General features: G+C 57.3%; 16 protein-coding genes. 8 read left to right on the top strand and 8 right to left on the bottom strand.

The window, feature by feature from the left end; translation table 11 throughout:
- The first annotated feature begins 19 nt into the window (after nucleotides 1-19).
- Nucleotides 20-1,309: a lipopolysaccharide biosynthesis protein gene (locus tag ACTJKV_RS16945; RefSeq protein WP_335323687.1), complete on the top strand. Its 1,290-nt coding sequence runs from the start codon at nucleotides 20-22 to the stop codon at nucleotides 1,307-1,309.
- Nucleotides 1,306-2,394, top strand: coding sequence for a hypothetical protein (locus ACTJKV_RS16950; RefSeq protein ID WP_113326312.1), 1,089 nt, complete (start codon nucleotides 1,306-1,308; stop codon nucleotides 2,392-2,394). Before ACTJKV_RS16945 ends, ACTJKV_RS16950 begins: the two co-directional genes overlap by 4 nt.
- Nucleotides 2,395-2,573: 179 nt before the next feature.
- On the opposite strand, the gene ACTJKV_RS16955 is transcribed toward ACTJKV_RS16950, so the two are convergent.
- From ACTJKV_RS16955 to ACTJKV_RS16975, 5 genes are all read right to left on the bottom strand, one after another.
- Nucleotides 2,574-4,739, bottom strand: a complete 2,166-nt coding sequence (locus ACTJKV_RS16955; protein WP_440599107.1) for a glycoside hydrolase — start codon at nucleotides 4,737-4,739, stop codon at nucleotides 2,574-2,576.
- On the bottom strand, nucleotides 4,739-5,740 hold the full coding sequence (locus tag ACTJKV_RS16960) for a glycosyltransferase family 2 protein (RefSeq protein ID WP_440599108.1): 1,002 nt from the start codon (nucleotides 5,738-5,740) through the stop codon (nucleotides 4,739-4,741). Before ACTJKV_RS16960 ends, ACTJKV_RS16955 begins: the two co-directional genes overlap by 1 nt.
- Nucleotides 5,741-5,897: 157 nt before the next feature.
- Complete coding sequence (locus ACTJKV_RS16965; RefSeq protein ID WP_133178013.1) at nucleotides 5,898-6,179, bottom strand: hypothetical protein; 282 nt, start codon at nucleotides 6,177-6,179, stop codon at nucleotides 5,898-5,900.
- Between the two features lie 163 nt (nucleotides 6,180-6,342).
- Complete coding sequence (locus ACTJKV_RS16970) at nucleotides 6,343-7,035, bottom strand: SDR family NAD(P)-dependent oxidoreductase (RefSeq protein ID WP_440599109.1); 693 nt, start codon at nucleotides 7,033-7,035, stop codon at nucleotides 6,343-6,345.
- 12 nt (nucleotides 7,036-7,047) lie between these two features.
- Nucleotides 7,048-8,598 carry a cryptochrome/photolyase family protein gene (locus tag ACTJKV_RS16975; protein ID WP_440599110.1) on the bottom strand — a complete coding sequence of 517 codons (1,551 nt, stop codon included), beginning with the start codon at nucleotides 8,596-8,598 and terminating at the stop codon, nucleotides 7,048-7,050.
- Nucleotides 8,599-8,961: 363 nt separating this feature from the next.
- Between ACTJKV_RS16975 and ACTJKV_RS16980 the strand changes: the two genes are divergently transcribed.
- On the top strand, nucleotides 8,962-9,276 hold the full coding sequence (locus ACTJKV_RS16980; RefSeq protein WP_440599111.1) for a BA14K family protein: 315 nt from the start codon (nucleotides 8,962-8,964) through the stop codon (nucleotides 9,274-9,276).
- Between the two features lie 63 nt (nucleotides 9,277-9,339).
- On the opposite strand, the gene ACTJKV_RS16985 is transcribed toward ACTJKV_RS16980, so the two are convergent.
- Nucleotides 9,340-9,969 (bottom strand): outer membrane protein, encoded by a 630-nt coding sequence (locus ACTJKV_RS16985; protein WP_440599112.1) that lies wholly within the window; start codon nucleotides 9,967-9,969, stop codon nucleotides 9,340-9,342.
- A 310-nt stretch (nucleotides 9,970-10,279) separates the two neighbouring features.
- Between ACTJKV_RS16985 and ACTJKV_RS16990 the strand changes: the two genes are divergently transcribed.
- Nucleotides 10,280-10,477 (top strand): hypothetical protein, encoded by a 198-nt coding sequence (locus ACTJKV_RS16990; RefSeq protein ID WP_440599113.1) that lies wholly within the window; start codon nucleotides 10,280-10,282, stop codon nucleotides 10,475-10,477.
- Nucleotides 10,478-10,538: 61 nt separating this feature from the next.
- On the opposite strand, the gene ACTJKV_RS16995 is transcribed toward ACTJKV_RS16990, so the two are convergent.
- Together ACTJKV_RS16995 and ACTJKV_RS17000 are read right to left on the bottom strand one after the other, a co-directional pair.
- On the bottom strand, nucleotides 10,539-11,726 hold the full coding sequence (locus ACTJKV_RS16995) for a Gfo/Idh/MocA family protein (RefSeq protein ID WP_440599114.1): 1,188 nt from the start codon (nucleotides 11,724-11,726) through the stop codon (nucleotides 10,539-10,541).
- 26 nt (nucleotides 11,727-11,752) lie between these two features.
- Nucleotides 11,753-12,805, bottom strand: coding sequence for a sugar phosphate isomerase/epimerase family protein (locus ACTJKV_RS17000; RefSeq protein ID WP_062441781.1), 1,053 nt, complete (start codon nucleotides 12,803-12,805; stop codon nucleotides 11,753-11,755).
- Nucleotides 12,806-13,086: 281 nt separating this feature from the next.
- Between ACTJKV_RS17000 and ACTJKV_RS17005 the strand changes: the two genes are divergently transcribed.
- The 4 genes from ACTJKV_RS17005 to ACTJKV_RS17020 all read left to right on the top strand — a co-directional run bounded on the left by ACTJKV_RS17005 (nucleotide 13,087) and on the right by ACTJKV_RS17020 (nucleotide 17,771).
- Nucleotides 13,087-13,779 carry a superoxide dismutase gene (locus ACTJKV_RS17005; protein WP_440599115.1) on the top strand — a complete coding sequence of 231 codons (693 nt, stop codon included), beginning with the start codon at nucleotides 13,087-13,089 and terminating at the stop codon, nucleotides 13,777-13,779.
- Between the two features lie 309 nt (nucleotides 13,780-14,088).
- Nucleotides 14,089-15,687, top strand: a complete 1,599-nt coding sequence (locus ACTJKV_RS17010; protein ID WP_062424094.1) for an ABC transporter substrate-binding protein — start codon at nucleotides 14,089-14,091, stop codon at nucleotides 15,685-15,687.
- Nucleotides 15,688-15,833: 146 nt separating this feature from the next.
- The gene (locus tag ACTJKV_RS17015) at nucleotides 15,834-16,838 is read left to right on the top strand and encodes an ABC transporter permease subunit (protein WP_062424093.1); all 1,005 of its coding nucleotides are present in this window, start codon (nucleotides 15,834-15,836) and stop codon (nucleotides 16,836-16,838) included.
- A gap of 15 nt (nucleotides 16,839-16,853) precedes the next feature.
- On the top strand, nucleotides 16,854-17,771 hold the full coding sequence (locus ACTJKV_RS17020; RefSeq protein WP_062424092.1) for an ABC transporter permease subunit: 918 nt from the start codon (nucleotides 16,854-16,856) through the stop codon (nucleotides 17,769-17,771).

Here is a 17,771-nt window from a genome sequence, read left to right on the forward strand (position 1 = left end):
TCTCGGCATGGAATGAAACATGGCAAGAATTGCACCAGGAAATACATCCAGATTGCTGGGAATGCTCTTGTCCTATAGCGCATCCTCGGCAAGTCTTCTGATTGCCAATGCCGCGCAACTCATCACATTTGCGATACTAGCGCGAACTTTCGGTGCTGACGAATTCGGTCGCTACGTTTCCTTGATCGCCGTCACCAACATTGCCGTCCATCTTTGCGGCATGGGCGCATCGGAATCTCTTGTTCGCCGCGTTCCGCAAGATCCATCCTGCTTTCCACGCATCTTCGGCCACAGCATTATCCTGAGCGGCATCAGCGGAGCGGTGCTGATTTTGCTCGGAATGATCGTACTGCCGCACTTCATGCGCTTTGCAGAAGCGCCAGCTGAGAACCTCTGGATAACCTTTCAGCTGCTTTTGACCAACATCGTCCTGGTCCGCCTGATCATGCTGGGCGAAACCATCTTTCTGGCACACCGCCGAAACGCTGCCGCCAATGCCTCGATCATGGGATTTGCGCTGATCCGAACGTTGACTGCGGCTCTTGCCTGCATCGCCTTCGAGGTCAATACGGTCGAAAGCTGGGCAACATGGCAAATGGTGTCATTCATACTGACGCTTGCGCTTTACGGGTTTCTCGCCTTTCGCATCGCGCGGCCGGACTACAGGCTGGATCGCCCCGAAATCCGCCTCGGAGTTCTCTTCGCCACCCCATTCATCTTTCGCGCCTTTCGTCAAAACGTCGATCTCCTGATCCTTGGCTTGGTGGCGAACCCCGAAATGGTCGGCAGTTACGGCGTCGCCCGGCGCATCACCGATAGCAGCTACATGGCGGTCGATGCGCTGAACCGGCTCATTTACCCTCACCTCGCCGTGGCCAGCGTTAACGGCATCCACCACGCCTTCAAGCTGACAATGCGTATTCTCGCAATCGCGATCGGCCTTGGATTGGCGGCGGCCCTCTTTATCTTCTTCGCGGCCTCCCTCATGCCGCTGATCTTCGGAACGGAATATATGTCCCTGCCGACATTCGTCAGGATCCTGGCCCCGCTGATCCTCTTTATTGCGATCTGGTCGGTTGCGGTCGATCTGCTGGGAGCGGCTGGTGAACATGGAGCGCGGGCCTGGGTACTCAACCTCGCAAACGGCATCGGCGCGCTCGTTATCGGCGTGGCTGCATGGCTCTGGCCACCCTACGGAATTTTCATCTCAGCATATATTATCGAATTTAGCATCGTGATCGCTTCATGGCTCGTGGTTCGGACGTATGTCTCCCGCTCCATCGCAGCAAGCAAGGACGTTCAATTATGACGACAAAAAACACTTCAAAGCTTCGCCCCGCAGAACTGGCCGATGTTCCCCAGATGAGCGAACTCTTTACGTCGGTGTTTCGATCGCGTTCGAAGCCGAAGACAAAAGCGCTGGGAGCGCACCTATCCGAGATCCTATTTACGCATCCCAATTACACGCCTGAAAATGGGAGTCTCGTGTCAGTCGATGACACTGGCGCGTTGAAAACGCTCCTGAACATCATACCGCTCACCTATCGTATCGGTGAGGAGACTGTGATTGCAAGGCTGACCTGCGGCTTCGCGACGACGCCGGATGCCAATCCGCGCGCCGCTGCAGCGGTGTTTTTAAGCACCCGACCGAAATCCGACAGCATCCTCTTTACAGACAGCGGCGCCCCCATCGGCATTGCCCATTTCAAGGCGATTGGCGGAATAGAACTCCAGGTTCAGGCTCTGCGGTGGTACAAGATGTTCAAACCAGTCCCAGCGCTTATCAATTTCCTGAGAATGAAACTGTTCGACCGCTTGCCACGCCTCATCAGCCGCGGTCAGCTTCCTGACAATCGTCTTGCTAACAACGTGACGACGGCGGACGGATATAGTGTGGTGGAGGCAACACCTGCTGTCTTCGCCGAATATGCGAACCGTTATCTGGCACGGTATGTGGTCGCACCGGTCTATGACGAGCGCTACGTCACATGGGCCGTCAACGCCTCAGAGGGAGAGGACGGACGCGGCAAGCTGATGCTGGCTCAGGTCAAGGACAAGAACGGCACTGTCGTTGGAGTCTTCTCATGTGTAGGTGAAATGGGTGGCTCCGCGCATATCCTTGATCTTCTTTACGAAGACAAGGCTCAGGATGCCGTTGTCGATGCCACCTTGCTCGCACTCCAACGGTCCGGCTTCACCTATGCCTGCTCCCAGGCCAGACCCGAGATGATCCGGTCCCTCTCCCGCTACAGCCGCATCTGGTATCGCTACTTCACCGGCATCTCCGCAACCTCCCGCTCTGCCTTGTTCAAGGAAGCGATGGAAAATGGCCGGGCCTATTTTGGCGGTCTCGGTGGCGAAGGCTGGACACGTCTAACGCGCGACTTTTACTAGAGCGTCTTTGAGACGCACAATGGGCGCGATAGTGCTTTAAATTGACGCATCGTGCTTTCCGAAAATCGACCCTGATTTTCACGTCGGTGCTTTAGCATACGGCGCGGTTTTGCGGCGATAACCGGCGCGGCAATAGTTGCCTGATGCGCACGGAGCAGATCTCAAAGATCGTCGCGCCTTTATTCGGTCCGTTCCACCAGGAAGTAGGTGGTCGGACCGCCGGGCGTGTCGTTCGACAGACGCACGATGTTACCGCTCTTGACGGTTGCGACAGGTGCACGGACACGGCCGTCCAGCCCGACAGGAGAAATCTTGAAGGTCCCGGCGGTCTCAAAGCGGAGACCCACCTCCATGCGCCTGATGAGAACCGGCAGACGGCCGAAATCTTCGATGACATGCTGATCCGCGTCGCGAAAGCGCATTCCGGAATTGCGGGCATCCGACGCCAGGATCAAGAGCTGCCGCTTGCTGTCTTTCAACGGCGCTCCGTCCAGCGACGACAGCGATAGCAATCCTCGTCCATCCGCCTGCTTCACGCTGAAAGCACCAAGCTCGACGCCGTCTCCGACCTTGTCGAACGCGAGCGCCTGCGTCATCGGCGTTCTCAGGGCCAGGGCCTTGGCTCCGGCGTCCAGTTGCAGTTCGCCTGTCTGGCTCACGACTTTACCACGATCGAGATCGGCCGGCGCAGACGGATCGACGCGACCAGCATCTTTCAGCTTCGCCATGATCGCCGTCGGGGTCTCCCCCTCGCGCTGCGGCGCGACCGCAACCACACCAGGCTTGGCATCGGTTACAGATTGAAGGCCGATGGCCCCGACAAGACCGAGGCGTGTGAGAAGCTCAGGCTCCATGTCGTTGACGCCTTGCGGCAGACCCTTTTGCCCATCGACAAGGAAAGGGATATCGAGCGACGTGCTCTTGGCATCGCCGCGGCGAAAGACGAGCGCAGCCAGCGTTTCGCCCGCTCGCGCCACTGGGTCGAGTGCGATCGCGTAGGGCAGAATCTGCTTCTTGAACCGGAAATCTTCGCCATAGGCCAAAACGATCGGACCGTGCGCATGGCGGCACAAGACGTCCCAACCCTGCAGGGCCGCAAAAGCGGGTGCCGCAAGACCTGCCTCGTAGCGATAGGGGTTCCAGAAGAGATGATCATATTCCGTGATGACGAAGGGGCGACCCAGCCAGCGTGCAGCGCCCACCGTTCTCAGGTAGCGCAGCCCGTCTTCCAGCGAGCTCTTTCCCTCGATGCTGGTGCCCGGCTCATAGGAACCAACCCAGTCATGATAGGTGTTCATGGCCACGGCATCCTGGATGCTGCGGCTAATGCCGGTCTGGATCGTCGGCCAGTTGTTGTAGGGCAAGACGATACCGCGAAAGCCAAGATCGCGAAGCGCCTTGGTCATGCGCCGGGTGGCGTTCTGCTCGACATCGATGAAGAAGGATTGCAGGTCGCGCATCCGCTCGCTGCGCTCGTTGCGGTTGGTCGGCAGAGCAACGGAGCGGTCCTCAAGACTGCCGTCCTTCGTCCACCAACCCCATTTCTGCTTCAAGGCGTCGTCACTGCCGTAGTTCTTCCAAAGCCAGTCATTGAAGAGCGGTTGAAGCTGCTTTTGAAAAACGCTGCCTCGCACCCCCTCTTGCACCATGGAATCGAATTCCAGGCCGTTTTCGTTGAAGGGAACAATGGCAACGAGTGCCGGATCGCGAATGGGCGCAATGCCGGTATAGGGATTGACCTTGCCGAGGAAGGCCTGCTGAAACTTCAGCCAGTGATCGAAGCCTGCATCCGTAATCTGCGCATCGACCTTGAGGTCGCCCTTGAGATCCCATCGGTCCTCATAGCCGCCATAGGCTCCGCGGGCGGAACTCAGTCCATCCATGATCCAGTAGATGCCGTTTCGCTTCAGCGCAGCCATGAAATAATGGACGCGATCCAGCACCTGCGGGTCGAAATCGAAATCCTTGGCGCGGTCAGCCATCAACGCGGCGTCGACATAATGGAAACGGGCGATATTGTAGCCGTGCCTTTTGAGCTGCAGGGCATAGCGGTCGGCAGCATCGTGATCCGGAAACCCACCAGACGCCGGGCTTAGCGCAAGAGACGCACACAGGAAGCGCTGCGGCTTGGCGGCGTCATTGGCTATAGCGAGCTTGCCAGCGGGTGTGACGATGACCCGCGTATTCTCGTCGATTTTCGTCTCTGGAAGAATGTCAGAAAAATCGAGCGGGCTTCCCGCCTGAACTTCAAGCGACTTTTCCCTGACGGGGAGCCACTCTTCGGCATAGACTGGCCGGATCAATGCGAACGAAACGACCAGTATCCAAAGAAGGGCTTTTTTCATCAGGGCTTCAACAACTTACTTTCAATCCAACTTCCGGGATTTTTCCGTCGCGATAGGATACCGAACGGAAGTGCTGCCGCATGAAAGCACCAGGCCACGATGGCGTAAAGGCCAAGCTCCAGACTTTTTTTCTTGATCGAAATCGCCACGATCGGCAGCACCAGCAAGGCGACAAAGGCAATCAGTCCGATGGGATGAAAGAGGCTGCCGATCAGACAGAAAAGCAGAATTGCCCACCAGGCATAAACGCCAAGCCAAAGCTTGATCTCCGGGTTCTCTTGAACGACCTGCTTCAACCGCCCCTGCTGCCAGCCTGCGCGTAAAAGCTCCCCTGTACCGAGCAGATATTTCGACGACCAGCGCCGTGTCAGCAGCACATAGGAATTGATGTTATGGCCGAAGTGATCGACATAGCGCCGGTCCAGCCGGTAAAGCGTCCAGCCGCGCAGCCGAAGACGTTGGGCCAGATCGAATTCCTCAAACGCATGGAGATTGCGGTCGGAGAAATATCCGGCTTCTTCGATTGCGGCGCGACGATAAAGGCCGCCACCGTTCAGACGATCGCGAACGCCATGCTTGACCTGCGAGGCAATTCGCTGCACCCGGCGGGTAAATTCCAGATTATCGAGATTAACCTCATTGATATCGCCGCTGACACCGGCGACGCGGGGATGCTTGTCGAGATAGTCGAAGGCTTCGGGCAGAAACGTCGGATCAAGCAGCATGTCGCCGTCCATCAAGGCGATGAATTCCCCCTTGCTGTATTGAAATCCGAGCTGGGGACCAACGCCGCAACTGGCTTTGGCGGGCGCTTGAATCTGGGCGATGATGACAGGATACCGAGAAGCGATCTCGATTGTTCGATCCTTCGAACCGCTATCGGCGACGATGATTTCGCTTTCGATATGAGGCACGGCCTTCAAAGCAGCGATCACGCTTTCGATGGCCGCGCCGATCCGGTTTTCTTCGTTCAGCGTCTTCAGAATGACCGATAGTTTCACAGCCGCATCCGTTACATGTCAGTCTACTGAGGGAAGAATACAGGTTTCGGCACGAAGCTGTATGCAGAATTTCTTATATGCTTAACGCCACAGCAGAGGTCTATGCGGTTGTTGAGAGTCTGGCAACTATCGGATTTGCGGGCGCGGTGAAATCCGTTCAGTGAAGTACCCGGTTTCCGGTTGCCTTGTCCATGTAGAGTTGCAGGAGTGTCAGTGCTTGCGTCAGAATAAGCTCAAGCGGCCTGAGGTTATCCGATGACCTTTCCCCGCTTTCACCTTCGATCATCGCAGCCATGGCGCGGAAATTTTCTGCCAGCCGCACATCGCCCTCCTCTGAAGCATGTTCGGCCGCATCGAAAAGCGCTTCGCTCACAGTATTCATCATGGCGTGCCGCTCGCCGACATTCATCTCCGGTAAGCTTTTGGGTGCTGATTGCATCGATTTACCTCCGCGCGCGTCTTTGCTCCGCACCTGCCTTTGCAGATGCTTTAGCAACACGCATTGTTTGATCGGATTAGTGAAACAGAGGTAGGGTTGCGGGACCGGCGAAGCAAGTCATGACAGCGATGTCGTCCGCGCATGGCCTCAACCTTCCCACGGCCTACCATTCGATGCTCGAACCGTCATAGGCATGGAAGCTTCCGCTTTGCGCCGGCTGAAGTCCATCCAGAACGGAAAGCATCCTGGTCGCGCTCTCCTCCGGTCGAAATCGATCGCGGCCACCGGCATAGTCATCACTGAGCGAGGTTGCCACGGTGCCAGGATGCAGTGCTGCCAAGACCGACTGCGGGTGAGTGCGACCAAGTTCGACGGAGGCGGTTCGGATAATCTGGTTCAACGCTGCCTTCGAGGCGCGATAGGATACCCACCCGCCAAGATGATTGTCACCGATCGAACCGACCCTTGCCGACAGAAACGCCATCAGCCCGCGGTCTCGTCTCGGCAGTTTCGACGCGACGTGTTTCAACACCAGCGCGGGACCGAGCGCATTCAGCGCAAACTGTTTCATCATAGCGTCGGCAGAAAGCTGCTTCAGTGCCTTTTCCGGGCCAACGCCGTCGATCGTTAGCGCGCCGGTGGCGCAGAAGATGAGCTGAAACTCTCCGTCAAGTCTGCCGAGGGCGTCGTGAACGCTCGTCTCGTCGGTAATATCCAGGCCGTCGCCGGAGCGCGAAAGACCGACGACCTCTGCGCATCTCTCGTCAGCCTGGAGCAATTTCGCAACTGCCGAGCCGATCCCACCGCTGGAGCCGATCACGAGCGCGCGATATCCCTTGGCGAGTGATATCATCATTGCGAGAAACTCCTAAACAGGCTCTGCATCATCGAGCTTTTTCAGAAACTGGCGCGCGGCATTTTTATAATCCTTGCGCTGTTCGTCCTTCATCCGGCCCCAGGTCGCGTAAGCCTGGGCCAGACGGCGGTTGCCGTCGAGCTTCTTTTTGTTCCGATTAAGGAAATCCCAATATAGCGAATTGAAGGGGCAGGCCCCCTCTTCGGTCTTCTTGCGCACATCGTAGCGGCAGTTTTCGCAATAGTCGGACATGCGCGAAATGTAAGCACCACTTGCCGCATAAGGTTTGGATCCAAGCAATCCGCCATCGGCGAACTGGCTCATACCGATGACATTCGGCATCTCTACCCATTCGAAGGCATCGGCGTAGACTTCGAGATACCATTCATGCACCGCATGGGGATCAAGGCCCGCAAGAAGCGCAAAATTGCCGGTGACCATCAGCCGCTGAATGTGATGGGCATAGGCGTGATCAATGGTTTCACCAATGACGGTCGAAAGGCAGTTCATCTCGGTCTTGCCGTCCCAAAAGAAGGATGGAAGCGGTCGCGACGCGTCAAAAAAGTTGCGATCCGCATAGTCCGGCATGAAGTGCCAGTAGATGCCACGCATATATTCCCGCCAGCCAATGATCTGGCGAATGAAGCCCTCGACCGCGTTGATCGGCGCATCGCCTTCCAGATAGGCGCGTTCTGCCCTTCGGCAGATGTCGAGCGGATCAAGAAGGCCCAGATTGATGTAAAAGGACAGGAGCGAATGATTGAGGAACGGATCGCTGGAGAGCATGGCGTCCTGCGTTTCACCGAAGCTCGGCAGGAAATGCTCGATGAACGAATCTGCGGCGCGCTCCGCATCCTTCTGCGTGACCGCAAATGCGAAGCCCTTCGACTCCCCCATATGCTCGGCAAAACGTTCATCGATCAATTTCATCACGTCGCGCGTTGTCTTGTCGGGCGTAAACTGCGGATGAGAAGCGCGAAAGAGATCGGGCTTTGCCGGCTTGCGGTTTTCGGCATCGAAGTTCCAGCGACCGCCCACGGGCTTGTCGCCTTCCATGAGAAGAGAGGTCTTTCGTCGCATGTCACGATAGAAGAACTCCATCCTCAACTCGCGCCGCCCCTCAACCCACGCCCCGAACTCCTCCTTCGAACAGAGAAAACGGCTGTCGGCGCGTATGTCTACGGGAATGCTCAGGGACTTTTCCCAGCTCGACATCGCCTGCAACACCCGAAATTCGCCCGGCTCGGTGACGATGACCTTCTCTGGCTTGATCTCTTTGACGGCGCGCTTCAGCTCTTCGGTGAAGCTCCCCGTGTTCGCCTTATCATCGAGTTTGGTGTAGCGAACATCGAATCCCTTGCCGCGCAAATCTTCGGCGAAGTGGCGCATGGCCGAAAGGATCAGGATGATCTTCTTGCAGTGATGGCGCACATAGGTGGTCTCTTCCTGCACCTCGCACATCAGGATCATGTCCTGATCCGGATCGGCACCCTCCAGGCTGGAGACGGAGTGGGACAATTGATCGCCAAGGATGAAGATGAGATTGCGGCAGCTTTGTTTCATCGCCGCAAAACGCCAAGGTGCCGCCTGCCGTTCCAGACGGGAACCGCGATCGACGTCTTTTTATGGGCGACGAGGATGTAGCGATCTCTGCCAGTATTGCATCCTGCCCGCCCCAGAAGATCCCAAAGCCTGTGTGGGTGTAACAAGGCACACGCGTGAGGGGAGATGCTGAGCCGATGTTGTTCGGGAAGGGACAGAGAATTAGCGAGACGGAAGAGGACGTCCGCAGCGCGAATCATCAGGGTTGCGCGCATCGGCAATCGGCCATCATCGGCACGATAAATCTAAGACTTCGTTAATAAGCGGAACCAAAGGCCGTCTTGCTACGTTGCTTTTTCGAGATACGGAAAAGGAACTTCCAAAATGTCAAGATCAGGAAAAGCAAAATCCGTAATTTTTTTAGCAGCAGCCTTCCTGTGCGCTGCAAGCGGCCCATCGTTCGCCCTGAGCGTCATTAACCCCGCCTATGTAAACGAAGCTTCTGCCGAAGAGGCCACGAACGCTTCCGTCTCGGCGTTTAGCAATGGCGGCGCAACGAAGGGCAGTGGCGACCTTCTTCTTTCAGCGGAAGAAGTTCAACACATTCGTTGGTGCGCGACCCGCTATCCATCCTATCACGCTTCGGACAACACCTTCGCCACCGCTTCTGGTGTACGTACAGAGTGCCGCTCCAAGTAAGGCGGGCTCGTTTTGCCCGCCTTCCAAGAACCGCGTTGGCAGTTTCAAATCCTGCCAAACATGTCAAAAGTGATAGTTCAAACCACCCTTGACGACGTTGTCGCTGATATCAGTCCGCGATGTGGTGGCGCCAGAGAATGTCCGCACGTCGTTGGTCGCAACATAGTTGTACTCGACCTTGCCTGAAATCTGCTGATTGAATTTGTGCTCGATACCAGCACCAAGCAAATAGCCTTCCTTCATGCCATCAGGGCCGACAACATTGTCGCCGTCGCGAAGGCTCGTAACCGTCAGACCAGCCGTGCCGTAGATGAGAGTTTCGTCCATCTTGACGCCAGCCTTGGCCTTTGCCGCAACGCGCCAGCGCTCGCGCAGATTTCCGTTCGGAACGGAGACGCGGGTATCGCCGAGATGGGTTGCTTCGAGTTCGCCACCGACGACAGCACCGCCAAGGTCATAATTGTAGCCACCCTGAACGCCCAGCGCCAAGCCCTTGCCGTCACGGAAAGGGTTTGCGCTTGGCATGGCAGCGCCAATATGGCCACCGGCATAAGCACCCGTCCAGGAAGAGCTCGCAGGCTCGTTATAGGTCGGAGGCGCCTCGTAGGACGAGGTGAGGTCTGCAGCAACAACCGGGCTGGCAGCCACCATTGCCGCAATGGCAACAGCGTAAGATCTGAATTTATTGGACATCATCAACTCCATACCAAGTCCTTAAGTCTCCCCGCGGGAGACGTCATTCCGAAAGCCACCAAAGACAGTGCCTGTCTGATTGCTGTTATGGTCAACATAAGCGCGAAGGTATGGCGGAAAAAGAAACTTGGTTAGAATTTAGCTAAAACTTTAACGGCATGGATAACAGGAGGTTAACGACGAATTGCGATCGCTATTCGCGATCTGATGCTTCAGTGCCGGGTGCGGAGAGCCAGGCGTCGGGAGCAAGATCGGAACCAACAGGGCGGCCTGCTGTTTACCTAGCGAACAACAACAAAGGAGGCTCACCATGCCAAACCGTGATCCATTGGACGAGTCCACGATCGACAGCCCGCGTGGTCCAACATCGACACCAGGCATTCCGGACCGAGTTCAGGAGAAGCCGCCCATGCCACCCGTCAAGGATCCGGGCGATACGAAAAACCCGAACGATCCGACACTCAATCCCGCACTTCTGTCGATCGGCGATCCAGCGGGCGCAGCCTGAAAGCTGCGATAGGAATTCACTAAACCGCCGTGCGAGACAATCGCACGGCGGTTTGTTTGTGTTAAAGCTTGACCCAGTTGCCGTTGTCCTTGGACGAGCGAATACACGCCTCGACAAAGGCAACGCCTTTCACACCATCATCCACGGTTGGATAGATGACGGCCGTGTCGAGGTCAGAACCATTGCGGCGCGCATCGATGGCATTGGCCGCTTCCGAATAGATCGTCGCGAAGGCTTCTAGGTAACCTTCCGGGTGACCCGACGGAATGCGTGTGACACGGGACGCCGCATCACCGGCACCGGCGCCACCGCGGGTAATCAGTTGCTTTGGCTCCCCAAGCTTGGTGAACCACAGATAGTTCGGGTCCGCCTGCGTCCATTCCAGCCCAGCCTTGGTGCCATAGACGCGCACCTTCAAGCCGTTCTCATGGCCAACGGCGACCTGGCTGCACCACAAAAGACCCTTGGCCGCCTGCGTTCCGTCTTTCGCCTTGAAGCGCAGCATGACGTGAGCGTTGTCATCCAAGCGCCGCCCTTCGACAAAGGTGTGCACGTCGGCCGCAAGCTCATCCAACTCCAAACCCGAAATGAAGCAGCCGAGATTGTAGGCATGGGTGCCGATGTCACCCGTCGAACCGCCTGCACCCGACTGCGCCGGGTCCGTTCTCCAGACCGCCTGCTTGGCGCCGGTCTGTTCGATCGGCTCGGCCAGCCAATCCTGCGGATATTCCATCTGAACCAGACGAATATCGCCGAGCACACCACTTTCCACCAGCTCCCGTGCATGGCGGACCATGGGGTAGCCGGTATAATTGTGGGTGAGCACGAACAGCGCATCCGCCTTGTCGGCAACCTCTTTCAGCTTCTTGGCATCTTCGAGGTTGGAAGTCAGCGGCTTGTCGCAAATGACGTGGATACCGCGCTCCAGAAAGGCCTTTGCGGCCGGATAGTGAACATGGTTCGGCGTGACGATTGCGACGGCGTCGATGCCATCTTCGCGTGCCGATTCCTTTTCCGCCATTTCCTCATAGGAGCCGTAGCAGCGGTCCTCATCGAGCCCCAGTTCTAGACCGGACGCCTTCGACTTCTCCGGCGTGGACGACAATGCGCCTGCCACCAATTCGAACCGGTTGTCGAGACGCGCCGCCATGCGGTGAACGCCGCCGATGAACGCGCCGCTGCCACCGCCGACCATACCGAGGCGAATACGCTTGGACGCCTTGTCGGTCGTCTTTCCTTCAATTGCCATAGTTTTCAGTCCTCGCAATCGTTCTATTACAGGCCGAGCATGCGCCGGTTGGCCGCATCATCCGTGCCGCTGGAGGCGAAATCGTCGAAGGCCTTCTCCGTCACGCGGATGATGTGTGCCTTGACGAATTCAGCGCCTTCGCGCGCGCCGTCTTCAGGATGCTTCAAGGCGCATTCCCATTCGACGACGGCCCAGCCATCGAAATCATTGGCCGCCATCTTGGAGAAGACGGCGCCAAAATCGACCTGGCCGTCGCCAAGCGAGCGGAAGCGGCCCGCGCGGTTGACCCAACCCTGATAGCCGCCATAGACGCCCTGGCGTCCCGTCGGGTTGAACTCGGCATCCTTGACGTGGAACATCTTGATGCGGTCTTTGTAGATGTCGATATTGTCGAGATAATCCAGGCACTGAAGCACGTAGTGCGAGGGATCGTAGAGCATGTTGGCGCGGCTGTGGTTCTTCACACGCTCCAGGAACATTTCGAAGGTCACGCCATCATGCAGGTCTTCGCCTGGATGAATTTCGTAGCAGACATCGACACCCTGCTCATCGGCAAAGTTCAGGATCGGCGTCCAGCGTTTAGCAAGTTCGTCGAATGCCGTTTCCACCAGGCCTGCAGGACGTTGCGGCCACGGGTAGATGAAGGGCCAGGCAAGAGCGCCCGAGAATGTCGCGTGTGCATCGATGCCGAGATTGCGCGATGCTTTCAAGGCGAGCTTGACCTGATCGACCGCCCATTCCTGCCGTGCCTTGGGATTGCCGCGCACTTCCGGTGCTGCAAAACCGTCGAAGGCTTCGTCATAGGCGGGGTGAACCGCGACGAGCTGACCCTGAAGATGGGTTGAAAGCTCGGTCACTTCGACACCGTTCTGGCGCGCAACGCCAGCAAATTCGTCGCAATAATCCTTGGATTCCGCTGCCTTCTTGAGGTCGATCAACTGGCTCGCCCATGTCGGCACCTGAACGCCGACATACCCTTTTTCAGCGGCCCATTTGGTGATCGCGTCCCAGCTGTTGAAGGGTGCGGCATCTCCCGCGAACTGACCCAGAAACAAACCGGGACCCTTGATCGTCTTCATCTCTGACTTCCTCCTGTATCGATACAGTTGAACGGACCAAGCCTCCGCCGCACAACCGCGGACAAGCTAACCGCTCCAGAATTTCGTGCAACCCTGAATGTCGCCTGCGCCGCTAAAAATTGCGCAGGGGCGACGCCGACCGCTGGAGATCCTTCGCAGCGAGTCTCGATCGCGATAACAACTTCGGGAGAACGTCTTAAACGAAGCCAGTGCGGGAAACCTTTTGCAGTTGCTGTGGTTATCCGTTCTCAACCTTTAATCACCAGGAGCTTCGAACCGCCATGATATTGACCAGACGCGCAGTCCTCGCAGCCGGCGCCGCCTCGGCTGCCGCAACGGTTCTTTCAACGCCGTCCATCGGCCGTGCCGCAGCTCCTTTCGAGCAGCCCGCACTTCCCTTCAAGGAGGACGCGCTGGCGCCGCATATCTCGGCAAGGACGGTGGGCCTTCATTACGGCAAGCACCACAAGGCCTATTTCGACAAGCTCAACACGCTTTCGAAGGGCACGCCCTATGCGGACATGAAGCTGGAAGAGATCGTAACGGCGTCCTACGGCAAGGCGGCAGACAAGAAGATTTTCAACAACGCCGCGCAGGCGTGGAACCACATTTTCTACTGGGACCAGTTCGTACCAGGCGGCCCAAACAGGCCAGAGGGAAAAACGGCCGATGAAATCAACGCCGCATTCGGCGGTTATGACAAGTTCATCGAAAAGGCCGTCGCGGCTTCCGATGAGGTCTTCGGCACCGGCTGGGTTTGGCTCACCAGAGATGACTCCAACAAGCTTGCGCTGGTCGGATATGAAGATGCCAACAATCCTGTGGCCGTCGGTCGCCCGGCCTATCTCGGCATCGATATCTGGGAACACGCCTATTACGTCGATTACGAGAACCGTAAGCCCGCCCATATCAAGGCCGTGCTGGAAAACCTCGTGAACTGGCGCTTCGTCGGCGATAAGATCTCTGCGGCTTGAGGTTCGTCGGCGCAATCAACGACTGAACCATCGTAATCCACCCCATGCGCCCTGCATCTCGCGGGGCGCTTTCGTATGCCCGCTCCTCACGGCGATAGAAGGATATATCGCATTTGAGCAATTCGACGATCATAACATTCTAATGATTTCGCCTAAAATAGTATCAGATCGCGGTAAGTTGAATATTTGATCAAAAATCATATGAATCGTTTCAGTGTTCGCTTGAGTATGTAAAGACTTTCTTATAACGACGATCAGTCGGCATTCGCGGGACAAGCGAGCCGGTTACAAAAAATTGGGAGCTCACATATGAGATACAAATTTGGCATCATCGCCGCCGCTCTGCTTTCGGCGACGTGCTTCGCGAATGTCGCAAGCGCGAAAACCTTCGTCTACTGCTCCGAAGGTTCTCCTGAAGGCTTCGATCCGGGCCTCTACACCGCCGGCACCACCTTCGACGCCGCTGCACACACCGTTTACAGCCGCCTGCTGGAATTCGAAAAGGGCACCACGAAGCCGATTCCAGGTCTCGCCGAGAGCTGGGAAGTTTCCAAGGACGGCAAGGAGTACACCTTCAAGCTGCGTCCTGGAGTCAAGTTCCAGACCACAGACTTCTTCACGCCCACCCGCGACCTGAATGCCGATGACGTTGTTTTCTCCATCGAGCGCCAGATCAAGACCGACAATCCATGGCACCAGTATGTTCCGGGCACGTCCTGGGAATATGCAGCCGGCATGGGTTTCCCCGAACTGATCAAGTCGGTCGAAAAAGTCGACGACATGACGGTCAAGTTCACGCTGAACCGCCCGGAAGCTCCTTTCCTCGCAAACCTCGCAATGCCTTTCGCTTCGATCGTTTCGAAGGAATACACCGACAAGCTCGCTGCCGAAGGCAAGCAGGCCGAACTGAACCAGAAGCCGGTCGGCACTGGTCCGTTCACATTCGTCGGCTACCAGCAGGATGCCGTCATCCGCTACAAGGCCAACAAGGATTATTGGGGCGGCGCGCCGAAGATCGACGATCTGGTTTTCGCCATCACCACGGACGCTGCCGTTCGCTACCAGAAGCTCAAGGCTGGTGAATGCCACCTGATGCCTTACCCGAACGCTGCTGACGTTCAGTCCATGAAGTCGGACTCGAACCTCAAGGTCATGGAGCAGGAAGGCCTTAACGTTGCCTACCTCGCCTACAACACCACCCAGGCTCCGTTCGACAAGGTCGAAGTGCGCAAGGCGCTGAACAAGGCCATCAACAAGAAGGCCATTGTCGACGCTGTCTTCCAGGGCATGGCAACACCTGCCAAGAACCCGCTGCCGCCGACCATGTGGTCCTATAACGACAAGATCGAAGACGATACCTACGATCTCGACGCTGCCAAGAAGATGCTCGCAGATGCCGGCGTGAAGGACCTTTCCATGAAGGTCTGGGCAATGCCTGTTTCGCGTCCTTACATGCTGAACGCCCGTCGCGCGGCTGAAATCATCCAGGATGATTTCGCCAAGATCGGCGTCAAGGTTGAAATCGTCTCCTACGAGTGGGCCGAATATCTCGACCGCTCCAAGGCCAAGGACCGTGACGGCGCCGTCATGCTCGGCTGGACCGGCGACAATGGCGATCCGGACAACTTCCTTGACACGCTGCTCGGCTGCGAAGCTGTTGGCGGTAACAACCGTGCGCAGTGGTGCAACAAGGAATTCAACGATCTGGTGAAGAAGGCCAAGGTTACGACCGATCAGGCCGAGCGCACCAAGCTCTACGAAGAAGCTCAGGTTGTCTTCAAGAAGGAAGCACCTTGGGCCACGCTCGACCACTCCCTGTCCATCGTTCCGATGCGCAAGGAAGTTACGGGCTTTGTCCAGAGCCCGCTGGGTGACTTCACGTTCGAAAACGTCGACATCACCGAGTAATCGCTGCACCCAAACAAGACATGCCGCGCATCTTTTCGAAGGTGCGCGGCAGTTCCTTTATGCGGCACTCATAACATACCAATAAGCAGGCGAAACTGCCTCGTGCCAAAGCATAGGTTCCTCAAGGAACAGATCGAAGGTTTCTCATGATTGGCTTTCTCGTGCGGCGTATTGCCGTGCTCATCCCGACATTCATCGGGGTTTCTATTATCGCGTTCCTGTTCATCCGGCTTCTGCCGGGCGATCCGGTCGCACTGCTGTCCGGCGAACGCGTCATGTCGCCAGAGCGTCATGCGCAGATCAGCGCAGCGCTCGGTCTCGATCGTCCGCTGGTAATCCAGTATTTCGACTATCTGAAGGGCATCCTGACAGGGGATTTCGGCACTTCCATCGTGTCCAAGTCGCCGATCATCGATCAGTTCTTCGCACTCTTCCCGGCAACGGTCGAACTCTCCTTCTGCGCCATCATCCTGGCTATCTGCATCGGCATTCCGGCAGGTGTGATTGCGGCCATCAAGCGTGGCTCGGTCTTCGATCAGGGCCTGATGGGTATCGCGCTCGTCGGCTATTCCATGCCGATCTTCTGGTGGGGCCTGCTGCTGATCATCCTGTTTTCCGGAATTCTGCAATGGACGCCGGTTTCGGGGCGCATCTCACTGATGTTCTACTTCCCGCCGGTCACCGGCTTCATGCTGATCGACTCGCTGCTCTCCGGGCAGAAGGGGGCCTTCGCCTCGGCGCTTAGCCATCTGGCGCTGCCGTCGATCGTGCTTGCCACCATTCCGCTCGCCGTCATTGCGCGCCAGACGCGCTCGGCCATGCTGGAAGTACTGTCGGAAGACTATGTGCGCACCGCACGCGCCAAGGGCCTGTCTCCCTTCCGGGTGATCGGCATCCATGCGCTGCGCAACGCCATGATCCCAGTCATCACCACCATCGGTCTCCAAGTCGGCGTCATGCTGGCAGGTGCCATCCTCACCGAAACGATCTTCTCCTGGCCGGGCATCGGCAAGTGGATGGTCGATTCCGTCTTCCGCCGCGATTACCCGGTCATTCAGGGTGGTCTGCTGTTGATTGCAGGCATCATCATGGTCGTCAACCTCATCGTTGACCTCCTCTATGGCCTGATCAACCCGCGCATCCGGCACTAAAGGGAGGACCGTTTCATGGCCGATACCGCCATTACCAAAACCGCTGCACCGGTTTCCTCTGCCGCCATGCGCAAGCAGATGCTCAAGGAATTCTGGTTCTATTTCTCGGAAAACAAGGGTGCCGTCATCGGCCTTTATGTTTTCCTCGCGCTCGTGATCATTGCCGTCTTCGCACACTTCATCGCGCCGCACTCGCCATTTGAACAGTATCGTGACGCTGTCCTTCTGCCGCCCGCCTGGGTCGAAGGGGGACGCCTGACCTATCTGCTCGGCACCGACCCGGTCGGCCGCGATATTCTGTCCCGCCTCATCTACGGCGCGCAGTATTCGCTGTTCATCGGTGTCTTCGTCACCACGCTGTCCTTGACCACCGGCGTCGTCATCGGCGTTCTCGCGGGCTATTATCGCGGCTGGCTCGACACCGCCATCATGCGTTTGATGGACATCATTCTGGCATTCCCGTCGCTGCTTCTGGCGCTCGTTCTCGTCGCCATTCTGGGACCGGGCTTGACCAACGGCATGATCGCGATTGCGCTCGTTCTTCAGCCGCACTTCGTGCGCCTGACCCGTGCTGCGGTGATGGCGGAAAAGAGCAAGGACTATGTGACCGCCTCGCGCCTTGCGGGTGCCGGTCCTCTGCGTCTGATGTTCCGCACCATCCTGCCGAACTGCACAGCCCCACTGATCGTCCAGGCAACGCTCTCCTTCTCGAACGCCATTCTCGATGCAGCCGCTCTTGGCTTCCTCGGCATGGGCGCGCAGCCGCCCGCACCCGAATGGGGCACCATGCTTGCCGAAGCGCGTGAATTCATTCTGCGCGCATGGTGGGTCGTCACTTTCCCAGGTCTTGCCATCCTCATCACCGTTCTTGCCATCAACCTGATGGGCGACGGTCTGCGAGATGCGCTCGACCCGAAACTGAAGAGGTCCTGA

Source organism: Agrobacterium sp. 22117, assembly GCF_052045735.1.
GTDB classification, from domain to species: Bacteria; Pseudomonadota; Alphaproteobacteria; order Rhizobiales; family Rhizobiaceae; genus Agrobacterium; species Agrobacterium cavarae.

Coding starts and splice junctions, on each gene's coding strand:
- ACTJKV_RS16990 (WP_440599113.1), top strand. CDS start 10,280: ATGCCAAACCGTGATCCATTGGACGAGTCCACGATCGACAGCCCGCGT.
- ACTJKV_RS16955 (WP_440599107.1), bottom strand. CDS start 4,739: ATGAAAAAAGCCCTTCTTTGGATACTGGTCGTTTCGTTCGCATTGATC.
- ACTJKV_RS16950 (WP_113326312.1), top strand. CDS start 1,306: ATGACGACAAAAAACACTTCAAAGCTTCGCCCCGCAGAACTGGCCGAT.
- ACTJKV_RS16945 (WP_335323687.1), top strand. CDS start 20: ATGGCAAGAATTGCACCAGGAAATACATCCAGATTGCTGGGAATGCTC.
- ACTJKV_RS17020 (WP_062424092.1), top strand. CDS start 16,854: ATGGCCGATACCGCCATTACCAAAACCGCTGCACCGGTTTCCTCTGCC.
- ACTJKV_RS17000 (WP_062441781.1), bottom strand. CDS start 12,805: ATGAAGACGATCAAGGGTCCCGGTTTGTTTCTGGGTCAGTTCGCGGGA.
- ACTJKV_RS16975 (WP_440599110.1), bottom strand. CDS start 8,598: ATGAAACAAAGCTGCCGCAATCTCATCTTCATCCTTGGCGATCAATTG.
- ACTJKV_RS16985 (WP_440599112.1), bottom strand. CDS start 9,969: ATGTCCAATAAATTCAGATCTTACGCTGTTGCCATTGCGGCAATGGTG.
- ACTJKV_RS16980 (WP_440599111.1), top strand. CDS start 8,962: ATGTCAAGATCAGGAAAAGCAAAATCCGTAATTTTTTTAGCAGCAGCC.
- ACTJKV_RS16970 (WP_440599109.1), bottom strand. CDS start 7,035: ATGATGATATCACTCGCCAAGGGATATCGCGCGCTCGTGATCGGCTCC.
- ACTJKV_RS16965 (WP_133178013.1), bottom strand. CDS start 6,179: ATGCAATCAGCACCCAAAAGCTTACCGGAGATGAATGTCGGCGAGCGG.
- ACTJKV_RS17010 (WP_062424094.1), top strand. CDS start 14,089: ATGAGATACAAATTTGGCATCATCGCCGCCGCTCTGCTTTCGGCGACG.
- ACTJKV_RS17005 (WP_440599115.1), top strand. CDS start 13,087: ATGATATTGACCAGACGCGCAGTCCTCGCAGCCGGCGCCGCCTCGGCT.
- ACTJKV_RS17015 (WP_062424093.1), top strand. CDS start 15,834: ATGATTGGCTTTCTCGTGCGGCGTATTGCCGTGCTCATCCCGACATTC.
- ACTJKV_RS16995 (WP_440599114.1), bottom strand. CDS start 11,726: ATGGCAATTGAAGGAAAGACGACCGACAAGGCGTCCAAGCGTATTCGC.